The sequence below is a fragment of the Enterobacter sp. Taxon_2 genome (assembly GCF_058355295.1).
Map to the genome: position 1 here is coordinate 4,715,052 of NZ_CM178024.1, position 17,272 is coordinate 4,732,323.

At 57.3% G+C, this 17,272-nt stretch carries 12 protein-coding genes; 7 read left to right on the forward strand and 5 right to left on the reverse strand.

Features of this window, described 5'->3' with window-relative positions:
- Nucleotides 1-223 precede the first annotated feature (223 nt).
- Genes ptsP through gldA form a run of 3 tightly spaced genes read left to right on the forward strand, consistent with a single transcriptional unit; the run spans nt 224 to nt 4,516 of the window.
- On the forward strand, nt 224-2,725 hold the full coding sequence (gene ptsP, locus AC4IC4_RS22405; protein ID WP_491471908.1) for a phosphoenolpyruvate--protein phosphotransferase: 2,502 nt from the start codon (nt 224-226) through the stop codon (nt 2,723-2,725).
- A 12-nt stretch (nt 2,726-2,737) separates the two neighbouring features.
- Nucleotides 2,738-3,400 (forward strand): fructose-6-phosphate aldolase, encoded by a 663-nt coding sequence (gene fsa / locus AC4IC4_RS22410; RefSeq protein WP_032648478.1) that lies wholly within the window; start codon nt 2,738-2,740, stop codon nt 3,398-3,400.
- 12 nt (nt 3,401-3,412) lie between these two features.
- Nucleotides 3,413-4,516 carry a bifunctional L-1,2-propanediol dehydrogenase/glycerol dehydrogenase gene (gene gldA / locus AC4IC4_RS22415; RefSeq protein WP_024909184.1) on the forward strand — a complete coding sequence of 368 codons (1,104 nt, stop codon included), beginning with the start codon at nt 3,413-3,415 and terminating at the stop codon, nt 4,514-4,516.
- Between the two features lie 83 nt (nt 4,517-4,599).
- On the opposite strand, the gene katG is transcribed toward gldA, so the two are convergent.
- The 4 genes from katG to metB all read right to left on the reverse strand — a co-directional run bounded on the left by katG (nt 4,600) and on the right by metB (nt 11,702).
- Nucleotides 4,600-6,780 carry a catalase/peroxidase HPI gene (gene katG, locus AC4IC4_RS22420; RefSeq protein WP_024909185.1) on the reverse strand — a complete coding sequence of 727 codons (2,181 nt, stop codon included), beginning with the start codon at nt 6,778-6,780 and terminating at the stop codon, nt 4,600-4,602.
- 209 nt (nt 6,781-6,989) lie between these two features.
- Entirely contained in the window at nt 6,990-7,880 is an 891-nt protein-coding gene (gene metF / locus AC4IC4_RS22425; protein ID WP_491471909.1) for a methylenetetrahydrofolate reductase, read from the reverse strand.
- 226 nt (nt 7,881-8,106) lie between these two features.
- Nucleotides 8,107-10,539: a bifunctional aspartate kinase/homoserine dehydrogenase II gene (locus AC4IC4_RS22430; protein WP_024909187.1), complete on the reverse strand. Its 2,433-nt coding sequence runs from the start codon at nt 10,537-10,539 to the stop codon at nt 8,107-8,109.
- 2 nt (nt 10,540-10,541) lie between these two features.
- On the reverse strand, nt 10,542-11,702 hold the full coding sequence (gene metB, locus AC4IC4_RS22435; RefSeq protein ID WP_024909188.1) for a cystathionine gamma-synthase: 1,161 nt from the start codon (nt 11,700-11,702) through the stop codon (nt 10,542-10,544).
- A 276-nt stretch (nt 11,703-11,978) separates the two neighbouring features.
- Between metB and metJ the strand changes: the two genes are divergently transcribed.
- Nucleotides 11,979-12,296, forward strand: coding sequence for a met regulon transcriptional regulator MetJ (metJ, locus tag AC4IC4_RS22440; RefSeq protein WP_015966498.1), 318 nt, complete (start codon nt 11,979-11,981; stop codon nt 12,294-12,296).
- Nucleotides 12,297-12,344: 48 nt separating this feature from the next.
- On the opposite strand, the gene rpmE is transcribed toward metJ, so the two are convergent.
- Nucleotides 12,345-12,557: a 50S ribosomal protein L31 gene (gene rpmE / locus AC4IC4_RS22445; RefSeq protein ID WP_003862040.1), complete on the reverse strand. Its 213-nt coding sequence runs from the start codon at nt 12,555-12,557 to the stop codon at nt 12,345-12,347.
- A gap of 200 nt (nt 12,558-12,757) precedes the next feature.
- On the opposite strand from rpmE, the gene priA reads away from it, so the two are divergent.
- From priA to ftsN, 3 genes are all read left to right on the forward strand, one after another.
- Nucleotides 12,758-14,953 carry a primosomal protein N' gene (priA, locus tag AC4IC4_RS22450; protein ID WP_491471910.1) on the forward strand — a complete coding sequence of 732 codons (2,196 nt, stop codon included), beginning with the start codon at nt 12,758-12,760 and terminating at the stop codon, nt 14,951-14,953.
- Between the two features lie 119 nt (nt 14,954-15,072).
- Entirely contained in the window at nt 15,073-16,098 is a 1,026-nt protein-coding gene (gene cytR, locus AC4IC4_RS22455; protein ID WP_023309683.1) for a DNA-binding transcriptional regulator CytR, read from the forward strand.
- Between the two features lie 93 nt (nt 16,099-16,191).
- Entirely contained in the window at nt 16,192-17,187 is a 996-nt protein-coding gene (gene ftsN / locus AC4IC4_RS22460) for a cell division protein FtsN (protein WP_157189880.1), read from the forward strand.
- Nucleotides 17,188-17,272: the final 85 nt, after the last annotated feature.

Sequence of the window (17,272 nt, forward strand, 5' to 3'; positions counted from 1 at the left end):
GGCCATTTACTGGATTTTTGTAATGTCGAAATAAAAATGCGATCCGCCTCGACATTTCGAATCACTCCGGCGTTAAGCAAAAATTAATAACCTGTGAGTCAAATCTCACTTTTCGCGTGATATTACATTTATCCAGTGTTTGGCAGATTTGTCACATGGCGCGCATAACCACCACGCTCGTATGCTGTTCCCCAATGAATGTTGATTGCTTTCAGGAGTGTGTATGGCTCTGGTAGTGGAATTTACCTGTGAATTACCCAACGGGGTTCACGCGCGTCCGGCAAGTCATGTGGAGACGCTGTGCAATACGTTTATCTCACAGATCGAATGGCATAATCTGCGCACCGACCGAAAAGGGAATGCCAAGAGCGCACTGGCACTTATTGGCACCGACACGCTGGCAGGCGACGCCTGTCGTCTGGTGATCCACGGTGAAGATGAGCAGAGCGCCCATCAACAGCTGGAACAATGGCTCCGGGAAGAGTTTCCACACTGTGATGCACCGCTCGCAGAAGCCATCAATATTGAGCGCGATCCGCTGCCAGAATCCCTCGCGCGCCTTAATCCAACGCTTTTCCGCGCCCTGCCCGTTTGCAGCGGTAGCGCCCAGGGCGTGTTGACCTTGCTGACCTCGCTGGATCTCAATGCACTGACGGATTTACCCGACGCGAAAAACGTGGAAGAAGAGCAGTCAGCGCTGGATAGCGGCCTCACCCTGCTGGTGAAAAATATTGAGCTGCGCGCGCTGGACAGCGACAGCACCGCCAACGCCATTCTTGAAGCCCATCGTTCGCTGGCTACGGATACCTCTTTGCGCCAGCATCTTCTTGCGGGCGTAAGCCAGGGGCTAAGCTGCGCGCAAGCGACAATCGCCACAGCCAACCATTTCTGCGATACGTTCTCTCGTTCCAGCAGCAGCTACTTACGGGAACGTGCGCTGGATGTGCGCGATGTCTGCTATCAACTTTTACAACAGATTTATGGTGAACAACGCTTCCCCGCACCGGGACAGCTCACTCAACAGAGTGTTTGTCTGGCTGATGATCTTACGCCCGGCCAGTTCCTGGAACTCGATAAAACCTTACTTAAGGGGCTGCTGTTAAAAAGCGGCGGAACCACCTCGCACACCGTCATTCTTGCACGTTCCTTTAATATTCCGACGCTGGTGGGCGTCGACAGTGAAAGCCTGCTGCAGTGGCGCAATAAATCCGTATTTATTGATGGCAATGCCGGTGCGGTCGTGGTCAACGCCAGCGATGCGGTGGCACGCTACTACCGCCAGGAAGCACGAGTACAACAGGCACTACGCGAGCAGCAGCGTATCTGGCTCGATCGGGAAGCCAGAACCGCCGATGGCCTGCGCGTTGAGATTGCCGCGAACATCGCCCACGCGGTGGAAGCGCAGGCAGCATTCGGGAACGGCGCCGAGGGCGTTGGCCTGTTTCGCACCGAAATGCTGTATATGGACCGCAGCAGCGCACCCGGTGAAAACGAGCTGTACAACATTTTCTGTCAGGCGCTGGAGAGTGCAAACGGGCGCAGCATTATCGTGCGCACCATGGATATCGGCGGCGATAAGCCGGTGGCGTACCTGAATATCCCGGCCGAAAACAACCCGTTCCTCGGCTACCGCGCCGTACGCATTTACGAAGAGTATGCAGCGCTTTTCACCACCCAGCTTCGGGCGATCCTGCGCGCCTCTGCTCACGGCAGCCTGAAGATCATGATCCCGATGATCTCTTCTATGGAAGAGATCCTGTGGGTGAAAGAGAAACTTGCCGAAGCGAAACAGCAGCTCCGGGCTGAACATATTCCATTTGATGAAAAAATCCCGCTCGGCATCATGCTGGAAGTGCCTTCGGTAATGTTCATCATCGATCAGTGCTGTGAAGAGATTGATTTCTTTAGCATCGGCAGCAATGACCTGACGCAATATCTGCTGGCCGTCGACCGCGACAACGCCAAAGTCACACGCCACTACAACAGCCTGAACCCAGCCTTCCTGCGGGCGCTGGATTACGCGGTGCAAGCCGTCCATCGCCAGGGGAAATGGATTGGCCTGTGCGGCGAACTGGGTGCAAAAGGTTCGGTGCTGCCATTGCTGGTGGGTCTGGGTTTGGACGAACTGAGCATGGGGTCACCCGCCATTCCGGCAACCAAAGCGCGTATGGCACAGCTTGATAGCCGCGCCTGCCGCCAGTTGCTGAATCAGGCCATGGCGTGTCGCACTTCGCTTGAAGTGGAACACCTGCTGGCGCAGTTCCGCATGAACCAGCAGGACACGCCGCTGGTGTCACCACGCTGTATTTCGCTGGATAACGACTGGAACAGTAAAGAAGAGGTCATGAAAGGCATGACCGATAACCTGCTGCTCGCCGGACGTTGCCGCTACCCCCGCAAGCTGGAGGCCGATCTGTGGGCGCGCGAAGCCGTATTCTCTACCGGTCTTGGCTTCAGCTTCGCCATTCCGCACAGCAAGTCTGAGCACATTGAGCAATCCACCATCAGCGTCGCACGCCTGAAATCGCCCGTCATGTGGGGCGATGAAGAAGCACAATTCATCATCATGCTGACGCTGAACAAACACGCCGCGGGCGATCAGCATATGCGTATTTTCTCCCGTCTGGCACGCCGCATCATGCATGACGATTTCCGCAGCGCGCTGGTCAACGCCAGCTCAGAAGAGGCCATCGCCTCCCTGCTGCAACACGAATTAGAACTCTAACGAGGAAGAGTAATGGAACTGTATCTGGATACCGCCAACGTGGCGGAAGTCGAACGTCTGGCGCGCATCTTTCCTATTGCGGGCGTCACCACCAACCCAAGCATTATCGCCGCCAGCCGCGAATCAATCTGGGACGTGCTGCCGCGTCTGCAAAAAGCCATCGGACCGGAAGGCACGCTGTTTGCCCAAACCATGAGCCGCGATGCCGAAGGCATGGTGGCGGAAGCCAAACGTTTGAGTAATGCCATACCGGACATCGTGGTGAAAATCCCTGTCACGGCTGAGGGCCTTACCGCGATCAAGGCGTTGAAAAAAGAGGGGATAACCACGCTGGGGACCGCCGTTTATAGCGCCGCTCAGGGCTTGCTCGCCGCACTCGCAGGGGCGAAATATGTCGCGCCGTACGTAAACCGCGTTGATGCGCAGGGCGGTGACGGCATTCGCATGGTGCAGGAGCTGCAGTCTCTGCTGGAGCTGCACGCGCCGGAAAGCAAGATGCTGGCCGCCAGCTTCAAAACGCCGCGTCAGGCGCTGGACTGTCTGCTCGCCGGATGTGAAGCAATCACGCTTCCCTTAGACGTAGCGCAACACATGCTCGGCACACCAGCGGTAGAGTCAGCCATAGAGAAGTTCGAGCAGGACTGGAAAAACGCGTTTGGTAACCTCAACCTCTAAGGGAGAACTGTTATGGACCGTATCATTCAATCGCCGGGGAAATATATCCAGGGCGCTGATGTGCTTACCCGTCTCGGCGACTATCTGAAACCCCTGGCCAATCGCTGGCTGGTTGTCGGCGATAAATTTGTGCTGGGTTTTGCCGAAGAGACCCTGCGTCAGAGTTTTAAAAAAGCCGAACTGCATGCCGAAATCGCGCCGTTTGGCGGCGAATGTTCACAAAATGAAATCGATCGCCTGAAAAAGCTGGCCGACAGCGCCGACTGCATGGCGGTGCTGGGCATTGGCGGCGGTAAAACGCTGGATACCGCCAAAGCGCTGGCTCATTTCATGGACGTACCCGTCGCCATTGCGCCAACTATCGCCTCCACCGATGCGCCGTGCAGCGCCCTTTCCGTCATTTACACCGACAGCGGTGAGTTCGATCGCTACCTGATGCTGCCGCACAACCCGAACATGGTTATCGTCGATACCAAGGTGGTGGCGGGTGCGCCGGCACGTCTGCTGGCCGCCGGGATTGGCGATGCGCTGGCGACGTGGTTTGAAGCACGCGCCTGCTCGCGCAGCGGTGCGACCACCATGGCGGGCGGCAAATGTACTCAGGCAGCACTCGCGCTGGCCGAGCTGTGCTACAACACGCTGGTTGAAGAGGGTGAAAAAGCCATGCTGGCGGCGGAACAGCATGTGGTTACACCGGCGCTGGAACGCATTATCGAAGCCAACACCTATCTCAGCGGCGTAGGCTTTGAAAGCGGCGGGCTGGCGGCAGCACACGCTATTCATAACGGCATGACGGCAGTGCCGGACGCGCATCACTTCTATCACGGCGAAAAAGTGGCGTTTGGTACGCTGACGCAGCTGGTACTGGAAAACGCGCCGGTAGAAGAAATAGAGACCGTCGCCGCGCTTTGTCACAGCGTTGGGCTGCCGATCACGCTGGCACAGCTGAACATCAAAGAGGATATTCCGGCCAAAATGCGTCTGATCGCGGAAGCGTCCTGTGCGGAAGGAGAAACCATCCACAACATGCCCGGCGGCGTAACGCCGGATCAGGTGTATGCGGCACTGCTGGTAGCCGACCAGTATGGGCAGCGGTTCCTGCAGGAGTGGGAGTAAATAGCGTGAATAAAAATCCCCGCATCAGCGGGGATTTTTTTGCCCGTAGGCCGGGTAAGCGTTAGCGCCACCCGGCACAAGGGTTACTGCAGGTCAAACCGGTCCAGATCCATCACCTTCGCCCATGCGGCAACGAAGTCGCGGACAAACTTCTCATGCGCATCATCGCTGGCGTAAACCTCTGCCAGCGCGCGCAGAACGGCGTTCGAACCGAAGACCAGATCGGCGCGGGTGGCGGTATATTTCACTTCACCGCTGGCGCGATCGCTTCCAGCAAACAGCTCATTGGATTCGTCGGTCGCCTTCCACTGCGTGTTCATGTCCAGCAGGTTCACGAAGAAATCGTTGCTCAGCACGCCCTCGCGGTCAGTGAACACTCCATTCTTGCTGCCATCAAAGTTGGCACCCAGAACGCGCAGGCCGCCGATCAGCACCGTCAGCTCCGGTGCGGTCAGCGTCAGCTGCTGGGCCTTGTCGATCAGCAGTGACTCCGTGGTGGACACATCCACCTGCGCACGGTAGTTGCGGAAACCATCGGCAACCGGTTCGAGCAGGTTAAACATCTCGATATCCGTCTGATCCTGACGCGCATCCACGCGGCCTGGGGTGAACGGTACGGTGACGTACACGCCTGCGGCTTTTGCGGCCTGCTCAACGCCTACCACGCCCGCCAGCACGATGATATCGGCCAGTGAGGCTTTGTTGGTGGTGCGCTGAATAGCTTCCAGAGCCGGCAACGCGCGAACCGCCGCGGCGTTCACATCCCAGTCGCGCTGAGGCGCCAGCGCCAGACGCGCGCCGTTAGCGCCGCCACGCTTATCGCCACCGCGGAAGGTTGAAGCAGACGCCCAGGCTACGGAAACCAGCTCGCTCACGGACAGACCGGACGCCACAATCTCCGCCTTCAGGCTTTCAATGTCTTCTTTCGACGGATTAAACACCGCCTGCGGGAGCGGGTCCTGCCAAATCAGATCTTCTTTCGGCACTTCAGGGCCGATGTACCGCGCTTTTGGCCCCATATCACGGTGGGTCAGCTTGAACCAGGCACGCGCGAAGGCTTCGTTGAAAGCCTGCGGATCGTTCAGGAAGCGGCGGGAAATTTTCTCGAATTCCGGGTCAAAACGCAGCGTCAGGTCGGTGACCAGCATGGTAGGCTTGCGTTTTTTCGATGGGTCGAACGGATCGGGCATTATTTCCGGTGCATCTACGGCTTCAAACTGAATCGCCCCTGCCGGGCTGCGGGTCTGCACCCATTCGTATTTGAACAGGTTCTCGAAGAAGTAGTTGCTCCACTGGGTCGGGGTTTGCGACCAGATGACTTCCAGACCGGAGGTAATGGCATCTGCACCCACGCCCGTGCCGAGCGTGCTCGCCCAGCCCAGGCCCTGCGCTTCAATTGGTGAGGCTTCCGGGTCGGTACCCACGTGGGTGGCTTCACCCGCGCCGTGAGTCTTGCCGAGGGTGTGGCCGCCTGCAATCAGCGCGACGGTCTCTTCATCGTTCATGCCCATGTTGCCGAAGGTCGCGCGAATCGCTGCCGCCGCTGACAGCGGTTCACCGCTGGCGTTTGGCCCTTCCGGGTTCACGTAGATCAGGCCCATTTCGGTGGCGGCCAGAGGACGCTTCGCCAGCGCTTCCGGATCGCGGTGGGTCAGCCAGGCTTTTTCATCACCCCAGTTCACGTCCAGATCCGGTTCCCAGACATCTTCACGCCCGGCACCGAAACCAAAGGTGCGGAAGCCCGAATTCTCCAGCGCCACGTTACCCGCGAGGATAAACAGGTCAGCCCAGGAAATTTTTTGTCCGTATTTTTGCTTGATGGGCCACAGCAGACGGCGCGCCTTATCCAGGCTCACGTTATCCGGCCAGGAGTTCAGCGGCGCAAAGCGCTGTTGACCGCGTCCTGCGCCACCGCGTCCGTCAACGGAACGATAGGTACCCGCGCCATGCCAGGCCATACGGATAAACAGGCCCGCATAGCTGCCCCAGTCGGCAGGCCACCACGGTTGGGAGTCGGTTAAAAGTGCTTTGAGATCGCCTTTCAGCGCGGAGTAATCAAGCTTGCTAAATTCTTTGCGGTAGTCAAAGTCTTCACCCAGCGGGTTCGAACGATTGGAATGTTGGTTAAGAAGATCGATGCGGAGTTGTTTTGGCCACCAGTCGCGGCTGCCTGTACCTGCGCCCGCGCTGTGATCGACGCCGCCCTGATGGAACGGGCATTTGCCGACTGATGCCGCTTTATTGGTTTCGTCTGACGTGCTCATCGCTATGCTCCCTTTTACAGTGTTACCGTTACGATATACGCCCTTGTTGATAAGGTATAGTTGAGATAACCCACAGATTCGATAGTTAAATCCGTTTAATTTCCCATGGAAAATACATGAGTTTTGTACGTCAAAGGCAGCATTGCTGATATGGCAGGAAAATAAAACCCTTATAAATCAAAAAACCCTCCGAAGAGGGCTCTTTTTTGTTACACGCCTGGTCTAACGCCGAGCGTGTGGCATATGGCGTAACTCATCTCAGCACGGTTCAGCGTGTAGAAGTGGAAATCCTTCACCCCTTCACGACTTAAGATCTTCACCATGTCCATCGCGATATTTGCGCCCACCAGCTTGCGTGTTTCCGGGTCATCGTCCAGCCCCTCGTACATTTTAGACATCCAGAGAGGAATACGCACATTGGTCATATCAGCAAATTTCTTCGCCTGTTTGAAGTTAGAGACCGGCAGAATACCTGGGATAATTTCAACGTCGATGCCCGCGGAGACGCAGCGGTCACGGAAGCGCAGATAGCTTTCCACATCAAAGAAGAACTGAGTAATGGCGCGGTTCGCGCCGGCATCCACCTTACGCTTGAGGTTAAGCAGATCGGCCTGAGCGCTTTTCGCTTCCGGATGCACTTCAGGATAAGCGGCCACGGAGATATCAAAGTCCGCCACCCCCTTCAACAGCCCCACCAGATCGGCGGCATACATGTCCGGCTTACCGTTCCCAGGAGGCAGGTCACCGCGCAATGCAACAATATGACGGATACCGTTATTCCAGTAATCCTGGGCGATGGCGCGCAGCTCGTCGCGGGTGGCGTCGATACAGGTGAGGTGCGGGGCCGCTTCGAGACCGGTGCGATCTTTGATGCCTTTAATGATGCTGTGCGTACGGTCACGCTCGCCGGAGTTCGCACCGTAGGTCACGGAGACAAACTTCGGTTTCAGGCTGCTGAGACGATCGATAGAGCTCCACAGGGTTTGCTCCATTTCACTGGTGCGCGGCGGGAAAAATTCAAAAGAGACGTTAATCTGGCCGTTTACTTCGGCCAGGCTCTGATTCAGTGCTTCCCGCTGGTTGGCGTGAAAAAAGCTCATACCTTACCTCTATCAATCGCGTGTCATTGTCTGTTGTGTTGTGAACTTCTATACGTTTAGACGTCCAGATGTAAAAATGACGGAAAAGCGGAGGGACGTCAATAGAAATAATCAACAATAACGGTGAGGTTTGCTCAGGGAATATGAGAAAAATTCAAGATGAGGGTGAGTGCGGTCTGATGCCCTCACCCTAACCCTCTCCCACAGGGAGAGGGAAATGCAGATGTTACAGCAGCTTAGCCAGACGGTTGATGTCGGACTGGATGGCCCCGGCGGTGACATCGCGCCCCGCGCCCGGACCGCGGATCACCAGTGGGTTATCGCGGTACCAGCGGCTTTCGATGGCGAAGACGTTATCGCACGGCAGCAGCGCCGCCAGCGGATGTTCAGGACGCACCGCCTCGACACCGACTCGCGCTTTTCCGTTGGCCTCGAAACGCGCCACGTAGCGCAGCACCAGCCCCATCTCGTTCGCCGCTTCCAGACGCTGCACCATTTGCTCGTTAAGCTCTTCTCCATTTTCAAAGAAATGGTCCACAGAACCTTCTTCACAGCCGGCAGGCACCAGCGATTCGACGCGTACGGAATCCGGTTCGATGTCATAACCGGCTTCACGCGCCAGGATCACCAGCTTGCGCATCACGTCTTTACCGGAGAGATCAACGCGCGGATCGGGTTCCGTTAAGCCCTGCTGCCACGCCTGATCCACCAGGTCGGTGAACGGTACGGTGCCGTCAAACTGCAGGAACAGCCAGGAGAGCGTGCCGGAGAAGATACCGCTCAGCGCCAGAATGCTGTCGCCGCTTTCAATCAGGTCACGCACGGTGTGGTTAACCGGCAGCCCCGCACCAACGGTGGCGTTGTAGAGCCAGTGACGACCGGTTTTTTCAAACGCGTCGTGGATCTGACGGTATTTATCGGTGCTGCTTGCTCCCGCCAGCTTGTTCGCACTGATGACGTGGAAGCCGTGGCTGGCAAAATCAAGATACTGATCGGCAAGCTGTTCGCTGGCGGTCACGTCCAGAACCACCAGATCGTCATACGGGTGCGCGCGCATCCACAGGAACAGCGACTCTTCATCCTGCTCGACGGCTTCATCATTAAAGAAGGCAAGCGCGCGACTGGCATCCAGCCCTTCGTAGTTCAGCAGGCTGCGGCGGCTGTCCACCACGCCTGCGAGAATGAATTCGAACCCGGTACGCGCCGAGAGCGTGACCTGTTCGCGGGCGAACAGCTCCAGCCAGCGGGAACCGATGTTGCCTTTACCAAACAGCACCAGGCCGATGCGTTTTTCCGCGCGGAACAGGGAGGTATGCAGACCCTGAATCAGGCTTTCGGTTGGCCCTTTGCGCAGAACGGCCACCAGGCTGATGCCCTCTTCCGACTGCCAGGTGAACTCCACCGGCTGGCCTTTCAGCTGCTGCCAGAAGCGGTGGCAGTGCAGCGGGTTACGGGTGACGCCCGCGCCCACCATCGCCACCAGCGCCAGCCCCTGACGCAGGCGAAGCTCGCCCGGCAGGCCCGCTTCATCCAGAATTTTCAGGGCGCTGTCCGCCACTTCAGCGGTATAGCAGAACTGCAGCAGCTGGCGGTCATTGTGAACGCCAACGGCCAGCGGGCGTACCTGAGCACGCTTTAACACCAGGTCAATCTCTTTATGCGCCAGTTTGAAGTCCTGGCCCGCAGGCACCTGGAACTCAATCAGGCAGATGTCGTCGTGGCTGGTGACAATACGCGCCCCGGTGCCGGACGCCAGCACGCGCTCAATGCGCGTGGAGCCTTGATCCGGGGTGTAGCTGCAGCGCAGCTGGAGGTCGATATCGCTACCGGAAACCGGCTGCAGCGTGCGCGCGTGTAGCACCGGTGCGGCCAGACGCGCCAGCTCGCTGGCTTCATCCAGGCGCAGCAGCGGCAGCAAGCAGGCATCTTTTACTTTGCGCGGGTCCGCGCTGTAAACACCAGCCACGTCGCTCCAGATGGTGACGCGGGACACGCCCGCCAGGGCACCGATTTGCGTTGCCGAGTAGTCGGAGCCGTTACGGCCCAGCAGCACGGTTTCACCCGCGTTGCTGCGGCTGATAAAGCCGGTAACCACAATGCGTTTGCCCGGATGCTGCACCAGCAGCTGTTGCAGCAGCGGGTAGGACAGGCCTTCATCCACCTGCGGCTGCGCGGCGCGTTCGGCGCGCAGGAAATCACGCGCGTCGAGCCAGGCCGCCTCCACGCCCAGATGTTGCAGAACGGCGGCCATCAGGCGCGCGGACCACACTTCACCGTGGCCCACCACTTCGGCATACACCGCATCGGTGATCCCGCTGTCCAGCAGAGCGGCCAGACGCTCAAGGTCATGGGTAAAGGCGCTGATCAGCCCGTCCGCCACGTCCGCAGGCAGCAGGCCAGCAATCAGCTCGCTCTGGTAACGACGTAAGGACTGTTGCACCTGATGCGCAGAAAGGCGATCGGTCTGGCTCAGTTTCAGCCAGCTAATCAACTGGTTGGTGGTGCTGCCCGCCGCCGAGACAACCATCATGTCACCCGGCTGTGAATATTCCGTCATAATCCCTGCGACACGCAGGTAACATTTCACATCAGCAAGACTACTACCACCAAACTTGTGCAGCTGACGACCCTTCGCCCCTGCCTGCGCTATCACACTCATGATTACCCCTTGGCTGCGATCCGGAAGCCATTTTCCAGATCGGCAATTAAATCTTCAGAATCTTCAATACCGGTTGAGATCCGCAGCAGCGTCTCAGAAATCCCGGCGGCGGCACGTGCTTCCGGTGCCATACCTGCGTGCGTCATGGTCGCGGCGTGGGAGATCAAGCTTTCAACCCCACCTAAGGATTCCGCCAGCGTAAACAATGACAGCCCGCTCAGGAAGCGACGCAGCGTTTGCTCGTCACCGTCCAGTTCAAAACTTAACATCGCGCCAAACCCTTTCTGCTGGCGCGCGGCAATCTCGTGCCCCTGATTTTCCGGTAGCGACGGGTGATAGAGCTTCTTCACCAGCGGCTGGTCTTTCAGGAAATCGACAATCGCCTGGGCATTGCGCTGCGCTACTTCCATGCGCGGCGACAGCGTGCGAATGCCGCGCAACAGCAGATAGCTGTCGAAGGCACCCGCGGTGACGCCAATATTATTGGCCCACCATGCCAGTTCGGTGACAACGTCGGGATCTTTGGCAATCACCACGCCCGCTACCACATCAGAATGACCGTTCAGATATTTAGTGCATGAATGCAATACCAGATCGGCACCCAGTGCGAGTGGGTTCTGAAGGGCCGGACTGAGGAACGTATTATCCACTACACTTATCGCTCCCGCATCCCTTGCGAGCTGACAAATTTTCGCAATATCGACAACGCGCAACAATGGATTGCTTGGACTTTCCACCAGAACCAGCTTTGGCTTCTCTGCCAGCGCCTGTTTCAGCGCCTGTTCATCGTTTTGATCGACAAACAGTACGCGATAGCAGCCGCGTTTTGCCAGGCTATCAAACAGGCGATAGCTGCCGCCGTAGCAATCGTGCGGCGCAACCAGCAGGTCACCTGGTTTCAGGAACACGGTGGTCACCAGGTGAATGGCGGACATCCCCGTATTGGTTAATACGGCGCCTGCGCCACCTTCCAGCTCGGCCAGCGCGCGCTGGGTCACGTCACGCGTAGGGTTGCCACGACGCGAGTAATCATGCGCGCGGGGTTCATTAAATCCGGTGAAGTTGTAGGTACTGGAAAGATGAATGGGCGGGACAACGCAGCCGTACTGCTCGTCATCATTTAATCCGCTACGCACTGCGATAGTGGCCTGTTTACGCGTCATGGTGAGGGCTTCCTGGCGAATGAGGTGAAAAGTCAGGCACCAGAGTAAACATTGAAAGTATGGACGTCAATACATCTGGACATCTAAACTTCTTTGCGTATAGATTGAGCAATGCGCAAATAGCCGTTAAAATTATATGCTTTAGTGCACGCTGCAGCGGCAATATCCGTGCCACGGTATCGTCTCTACGGTAAACTAGGCAAGATTGCGGTTCAAAACGAGTGGTTACAGGTTTTGCACCTTTAGATAAATGACTGAGAGGATTAAAGGTATCTCATGGCTGAATGGAGCGGCGAATATATCAGCCCATACGCTGAGCACGGTAAGAAGAGTGAACAAGTAAAGAAAATTACGGTTTCTATTCCTCTGAAGGTGTTGAAGATCCTCACCGATGAACGTACGCGTCGTCAGGTGAACAACCTGCGCCACGCAACCAACAGCGAGCTGCTGTGCGAAGCGTTTCTGCATGCGTTTACCGGTCAACCGTTGCCGAACGATGAAGATCTGCGTAAAGAACGCAGTGATGAAATCCCGGAAGAGGCGAAGGTGATCATGCGTGAACTGGGTATTGACCCGGAGACGTGGGAATACTGAGAAGCGGATACAAAAAAGGCACCTTGCGGTGCCTTTTTTTCGGGAAACTTACTTAGCGCCCGGGATGCTGAAACGCTTGTTGAAGCGGTCAACACGGCCACCGGTTGCAACATCACGCTGCTTACCAGTGTAGAACGGGTGGCATTTGCCGCACACGTCCAGGTTCAGATCGTGACCCACGGTAGAGCGGATCTGGATAGAGTTACCGCAAGAACAGTTTGCAGTAATCATTTCGTATTTCGGGTGAATATCTTTTTTCATGGGAGAACCTCAGTTAAGGCCGCGTCGCTCTTCCAGCCCTAACGCCAGACACCACGCGATGTTGATTGTAAGTTCTTTGGCGTAAAGTACACCAAAGGCGGCGAATCATACAGAATTTGACCAACGTATGCAAACTGATCCGCACGCCGCTTTCACTAATGTGTATACTAACGCGCCACTTTTCAAGTCAGGAAGATTCGATGCCCGTCGCTCACGTTGCCCTGCCCGTTCCGCTTCCCCGCACCTTTGACTACCTGCTGCCCGACAGCATGAGCGCCAAAGCGGGCTGTCGCGTGACCGTGCCGTTTGGCAAACAGCAGCGCGTGGGAATTGTTGTCTCCGTCAGCGATCGAAGCGAACTGCCGCTCAATGAACTAAAGTCGGTGGTTGAGGTGCTCGACAGCGAGCCCGTTTATTCCGCCAGCACCTGGCGACTGCTGCTGTGGGCGGCGGATTATTATCATCATCCCATTGGCGACGTCCTGTTCCACGCCCTGCCCATCATGCTGCGCCAGGGCAAAAGCGCCAGCCATGCGCCGATGTGGTACTGGTTTGCTACGGAAGATGGCCAGGCCGTCGACATTAACAGCCTCAAGCGCTCACAGAAACAGCAGCAGGCCCTGGCGGCGCTGCGTCAGGGGAAAATCTGGCGGCATCAGGTCGACGAACTTGAAGTCAGCGAAACGGCGCTACAGGCATTAAGAAAGAAAGGGTTGAGCGACCTGGCAAGCGAAGCGCCTGCCCTTTACGACTGGCGCGAGAGTTTCTCCGTTTCAGGGGATCGGCTGCGTCTGAATACCGAACAGGCCACCGCCGTGGGCGCGATTCATAGCGCCTCCGATCATTTCTCCGCCTGGCTGCTGGCGGGCGTGACGGGCTCCGGCAAGACGGAAGTCTACCTGAGCGTGCTGGAAAACGTGCTTGCGCAGGGCAAACAGGCTCTGGTGATGGTGCCGGAAATTGGCCTGACGCCACAAACCATCGCCCGCTTTCGCGAACGCTTTAATGCGCCGGTTGAGGTGCTGCACTCCGGCCTGAACGACAGCGAACGCCTCAGCGCCTGGCTGAAAGCGAAAAACGGCGAAGCGGCGATTGTGATTGGCACCCGCTCGTCGCTGTTTACGCCGTTTAAAAATCTTGGCGTTATCGTGATCGACGAAGAACACGACAGCTCCTATAAACAGCAGGAAGGCTGGCGCTATCACGCCCGCGATCTGGCTGTTTATCGCGCCCACAGCGAGCAAATTCCTATTATTCTCGGCTCCGCCACGCCTGCGCTCGAAACGCTGCACAACGTGCGCCAGCGTAAATACCATATGCTGCGCCTGACGCGTCGCGCGGGGAATGCCCGTCCGGCCATTCAGCACGTACTGGATCTGAAAGGTCAGCAGGTCCAGGCCGGGCTTGCGCCTGCACTGATTACCCGCATGCGCCAGCATTTGCAGGCGGGCAATCAGGTGATCCTGTTTCTTAACCGTCGCGGATTTGCACCTGCCCTGCTGTGCCACGACTGCGGATGGATTGCCGAGTGCCCGCGCTGCGACCACTACTATACCTTCCACCAGGCCCAGCGGCATTTACGCTGCCACCACTGCGACAGCCAGCGTCCGGTGCCGCGCCAGTGTCCGTCATGTGGCTCAACGCATATCGTGCCGGTGGGTCTGGGAACGGAACAACTGGAACAGGCCCTTGCGCCCTTCTTCCCCGACGTGCCCCTGTCCCGAATCGACCGGGACACCACCAGCCGCAAAGGGGCGCTGGAGCAGCAACTGGCGGAAGTGCATCGCGGCGGCGCGCGCATCCTGATTGGCACTCAGATGCTGGCAAAAGGCCACCACTTCCCGGACGTGACGCTGGTCGCCCTGCTGGACGTGGACGGCGCGCTGTTCTCGGCAGATTTCCGCTCAGCCGAGCGCTTCGCTCAGCTTTATACCCAGGTGGCAGGGCGCGCCGGGCGTGCTGGTAAACAGGGCGAAGTGGTGTTGCAAACGCACCACCCAGAGCACCCGCTACTGCAAACCCTTCTGCACAAAGGCTATGACGCCTTTGCCGAGCAGGCGCTGGCCGAACGCCAGACCATGCAGCTGCCGCCGTGGACCAGCCACGTCATCATCCGCGCGGAAGACCACAACAACCAGCAGGCGCCGCTTTTCCTGCAGCAGCTGAGAAACCTCCTGCAGGCCAGTCCGCTGGTGGATAATCAGCTGTGGATTTTGGGCCCGGTGCCGGCACTCGCCCCAAAACGCGGCGGACGTTTTCGCTGGCAAATTTTGCTCCAGCACCCCTCTCGCGTTCGTCTTCAGCATATCGTCAGCGGCGCGCTGGTGCTGATTAACACCCTGCCCGAAGCGCGAAAAGTGAAGTGGGTACTGGACGTCGATCCCATCGAAGGCTGAAGACGGATCGAAAAATTTAACGCTCCTCACACTTTTTATGAAAATTCTGTAACCGATTCCATTAACTATCTGTAAAAATGGTGATGTCAGAAGTTCGGTGTTCAGGCGAGGAGAAGACGTTGAAGTCCAGGAAAGAGGTTGCACCGGCGACCATGAAAGACGTTGCCCAGAAAGCGCAGGTCTCTACGGCAACGGTATCCCGCGCATTAATGAACCCGGATAAAGTCTCCCAGGCGACCCGTAACCGGGTGGAGCAGGCTGCGCTTGAAGTGGGCTATTTCCCACAGGCGATGGGGAGAAACGTCAAACGCAATGAGTCGCGCACTATCCTGGTGATTGTACCGGACATCTGTGACCCTTTCTTCAGCGAGATTATCCGCGGTATTGAAGTCACCGCAGCGGAACAGGGTTACCTGGTGCTGATTGGCGACTGTGCTCACCAGAACCAGCAGGAAAAAACCTTCATCGATCTCATTATCACCAAGCAGATCGACGGCATGCTGCTGCTTGGCTCTCGCCTGCCGTTTGATGCCAGCATTGAAGAGCAGCGTAATTTACCGCCGATGGTCATGGCCAACGAGTTTGCGCCAGAGCTGGAGCTGCCGACGGTCCACATTGATAACCTCACCGCCGCATTCAACGCCGTAAACTATCTCCAGGAACTGGGGCATAAGCGTATTGGCTGTATTGCCGGACCGGAAGAGATGCCGCTGTGTCACTACCGCTTACAGGGCTACGTTCAGGCGCTGCGCCGTACCGGCGTCACCGTCGATCCACACTACATTGCGCGCGGTGATTTTACCTTCGCTGCGGGTGGACAGGCGCTGGAGAAACTTCTGGACCTGCCTGAGCCGCCAACCGCCGTATTTTGTCACAGCGACGTGATGGCGCTGGGTGCATTATCGTATGCCAAACGCCGCGGCCTTCGCATACCGAAAGATTTATCGATCATCGGATTCGATAATATTTCGCTTTCGGAATTTTGCGATCCGCCGCTCTCAACGGTCGCTCAGCCGCGCTATCAAATCGGCCGCGAAGCAATGCTTCTGCTGCTGGATCAGCTTCACGGTCAAACAGTTAGCAGCGGCTCGCGGTTGCTGGACTGCGAACTGATTGTTCGCGGCACGACCCAGGCATTGACTTAAAGTAAACGTCTTTCGGATACCCTTATCTGGTCAAAGCCCCGCCGCTTAAGTAACATGGCGGGCTGACGAACGAATAAATACAGCGAAACGATAGTGGCACAACGAGATTATGTACGTCGCGGCCAGCCGGCACCTTCGCGACGCAAAAAGAGTAGCTCAAGGAAAAAGCAACGTAACCTGCCTGCTGTCTCGCCAGCAATGGTCGCTATTGCTGCGGCTGTAGTCGTCGCCTTTATTGGTGGCCTGTACTTTATCACGCACCATAAAAAAGAAGAGTCTGAGGCGCTTCAGGCCAGTAAAGTCGCCGGAAACGGCCTTCCTCCGAAGCCTGAAGAGCGCTGGCGCTATATCAAAGAGCTGGAAAGCCGTCAGCCTGGGGTACGTGCGCCAACCGAACCTTCTGCGGGTGGTGAAGTACAGAATGCGAATCAGCTGACGGATGAACAGCGTCAGCTGCTGGCACAAATGCAGGCCGATATGCGCCAGCAGCCTACGCAGCTGAACGAAGTGCCGTGGAATGAGCAGACGCCAGCGCAGCGCCAGCAAACGCTACAGCGACGTCAGGCACAACAGCAGATTCAGCAGCAACAACAGCAGCAGTGGGCGCAAACCCAGCCGGTGCAGCAGCCTAAAACGCAGCCGCGGGTAACGGAACAGCCATACCAGCAGCAGACGCGTACGGTGCAGTCTCAGCCTGTCCAACAGCAGCCGAAAACTCAGCCGCAGAAACAGGCGGCTCAGCCGTATCAGGATCTGCTCCAGACGCCAGCGCATACCACCGCGCAGCAGCCGAAAACGCAGCAGGCCGCACCGGTCACCAAAGAGACCGAAGCGCCAAAGCAGACGGCCGAGAAAAAAGACGAGCGCCGCTGGATGGTACAGTGCGGTTCGTTCAAAGGTGCCGAGCAGGCGGAAACGGTACGTGCTCAGCTGGCCTTTGAAGGGTTTGATTCGCGTATTACCACCAATAACGGCTGGAATCGCGTGGTGATTGGTCCGGTCAAAGGCAAAGAAAATGCCGATGGCACCATTTCGCGTTTGAAAGTCGCCGGCCACACAAACTGCATTCGACTCGCCTCCGGGGGTTGAAACCCCCGAAATCCCCCCCATCTATCATTTAATTCAGCCCTGAGCACAGGCTCAGGGCTTCTGTTTCCCGATTCTGTAACCAGGG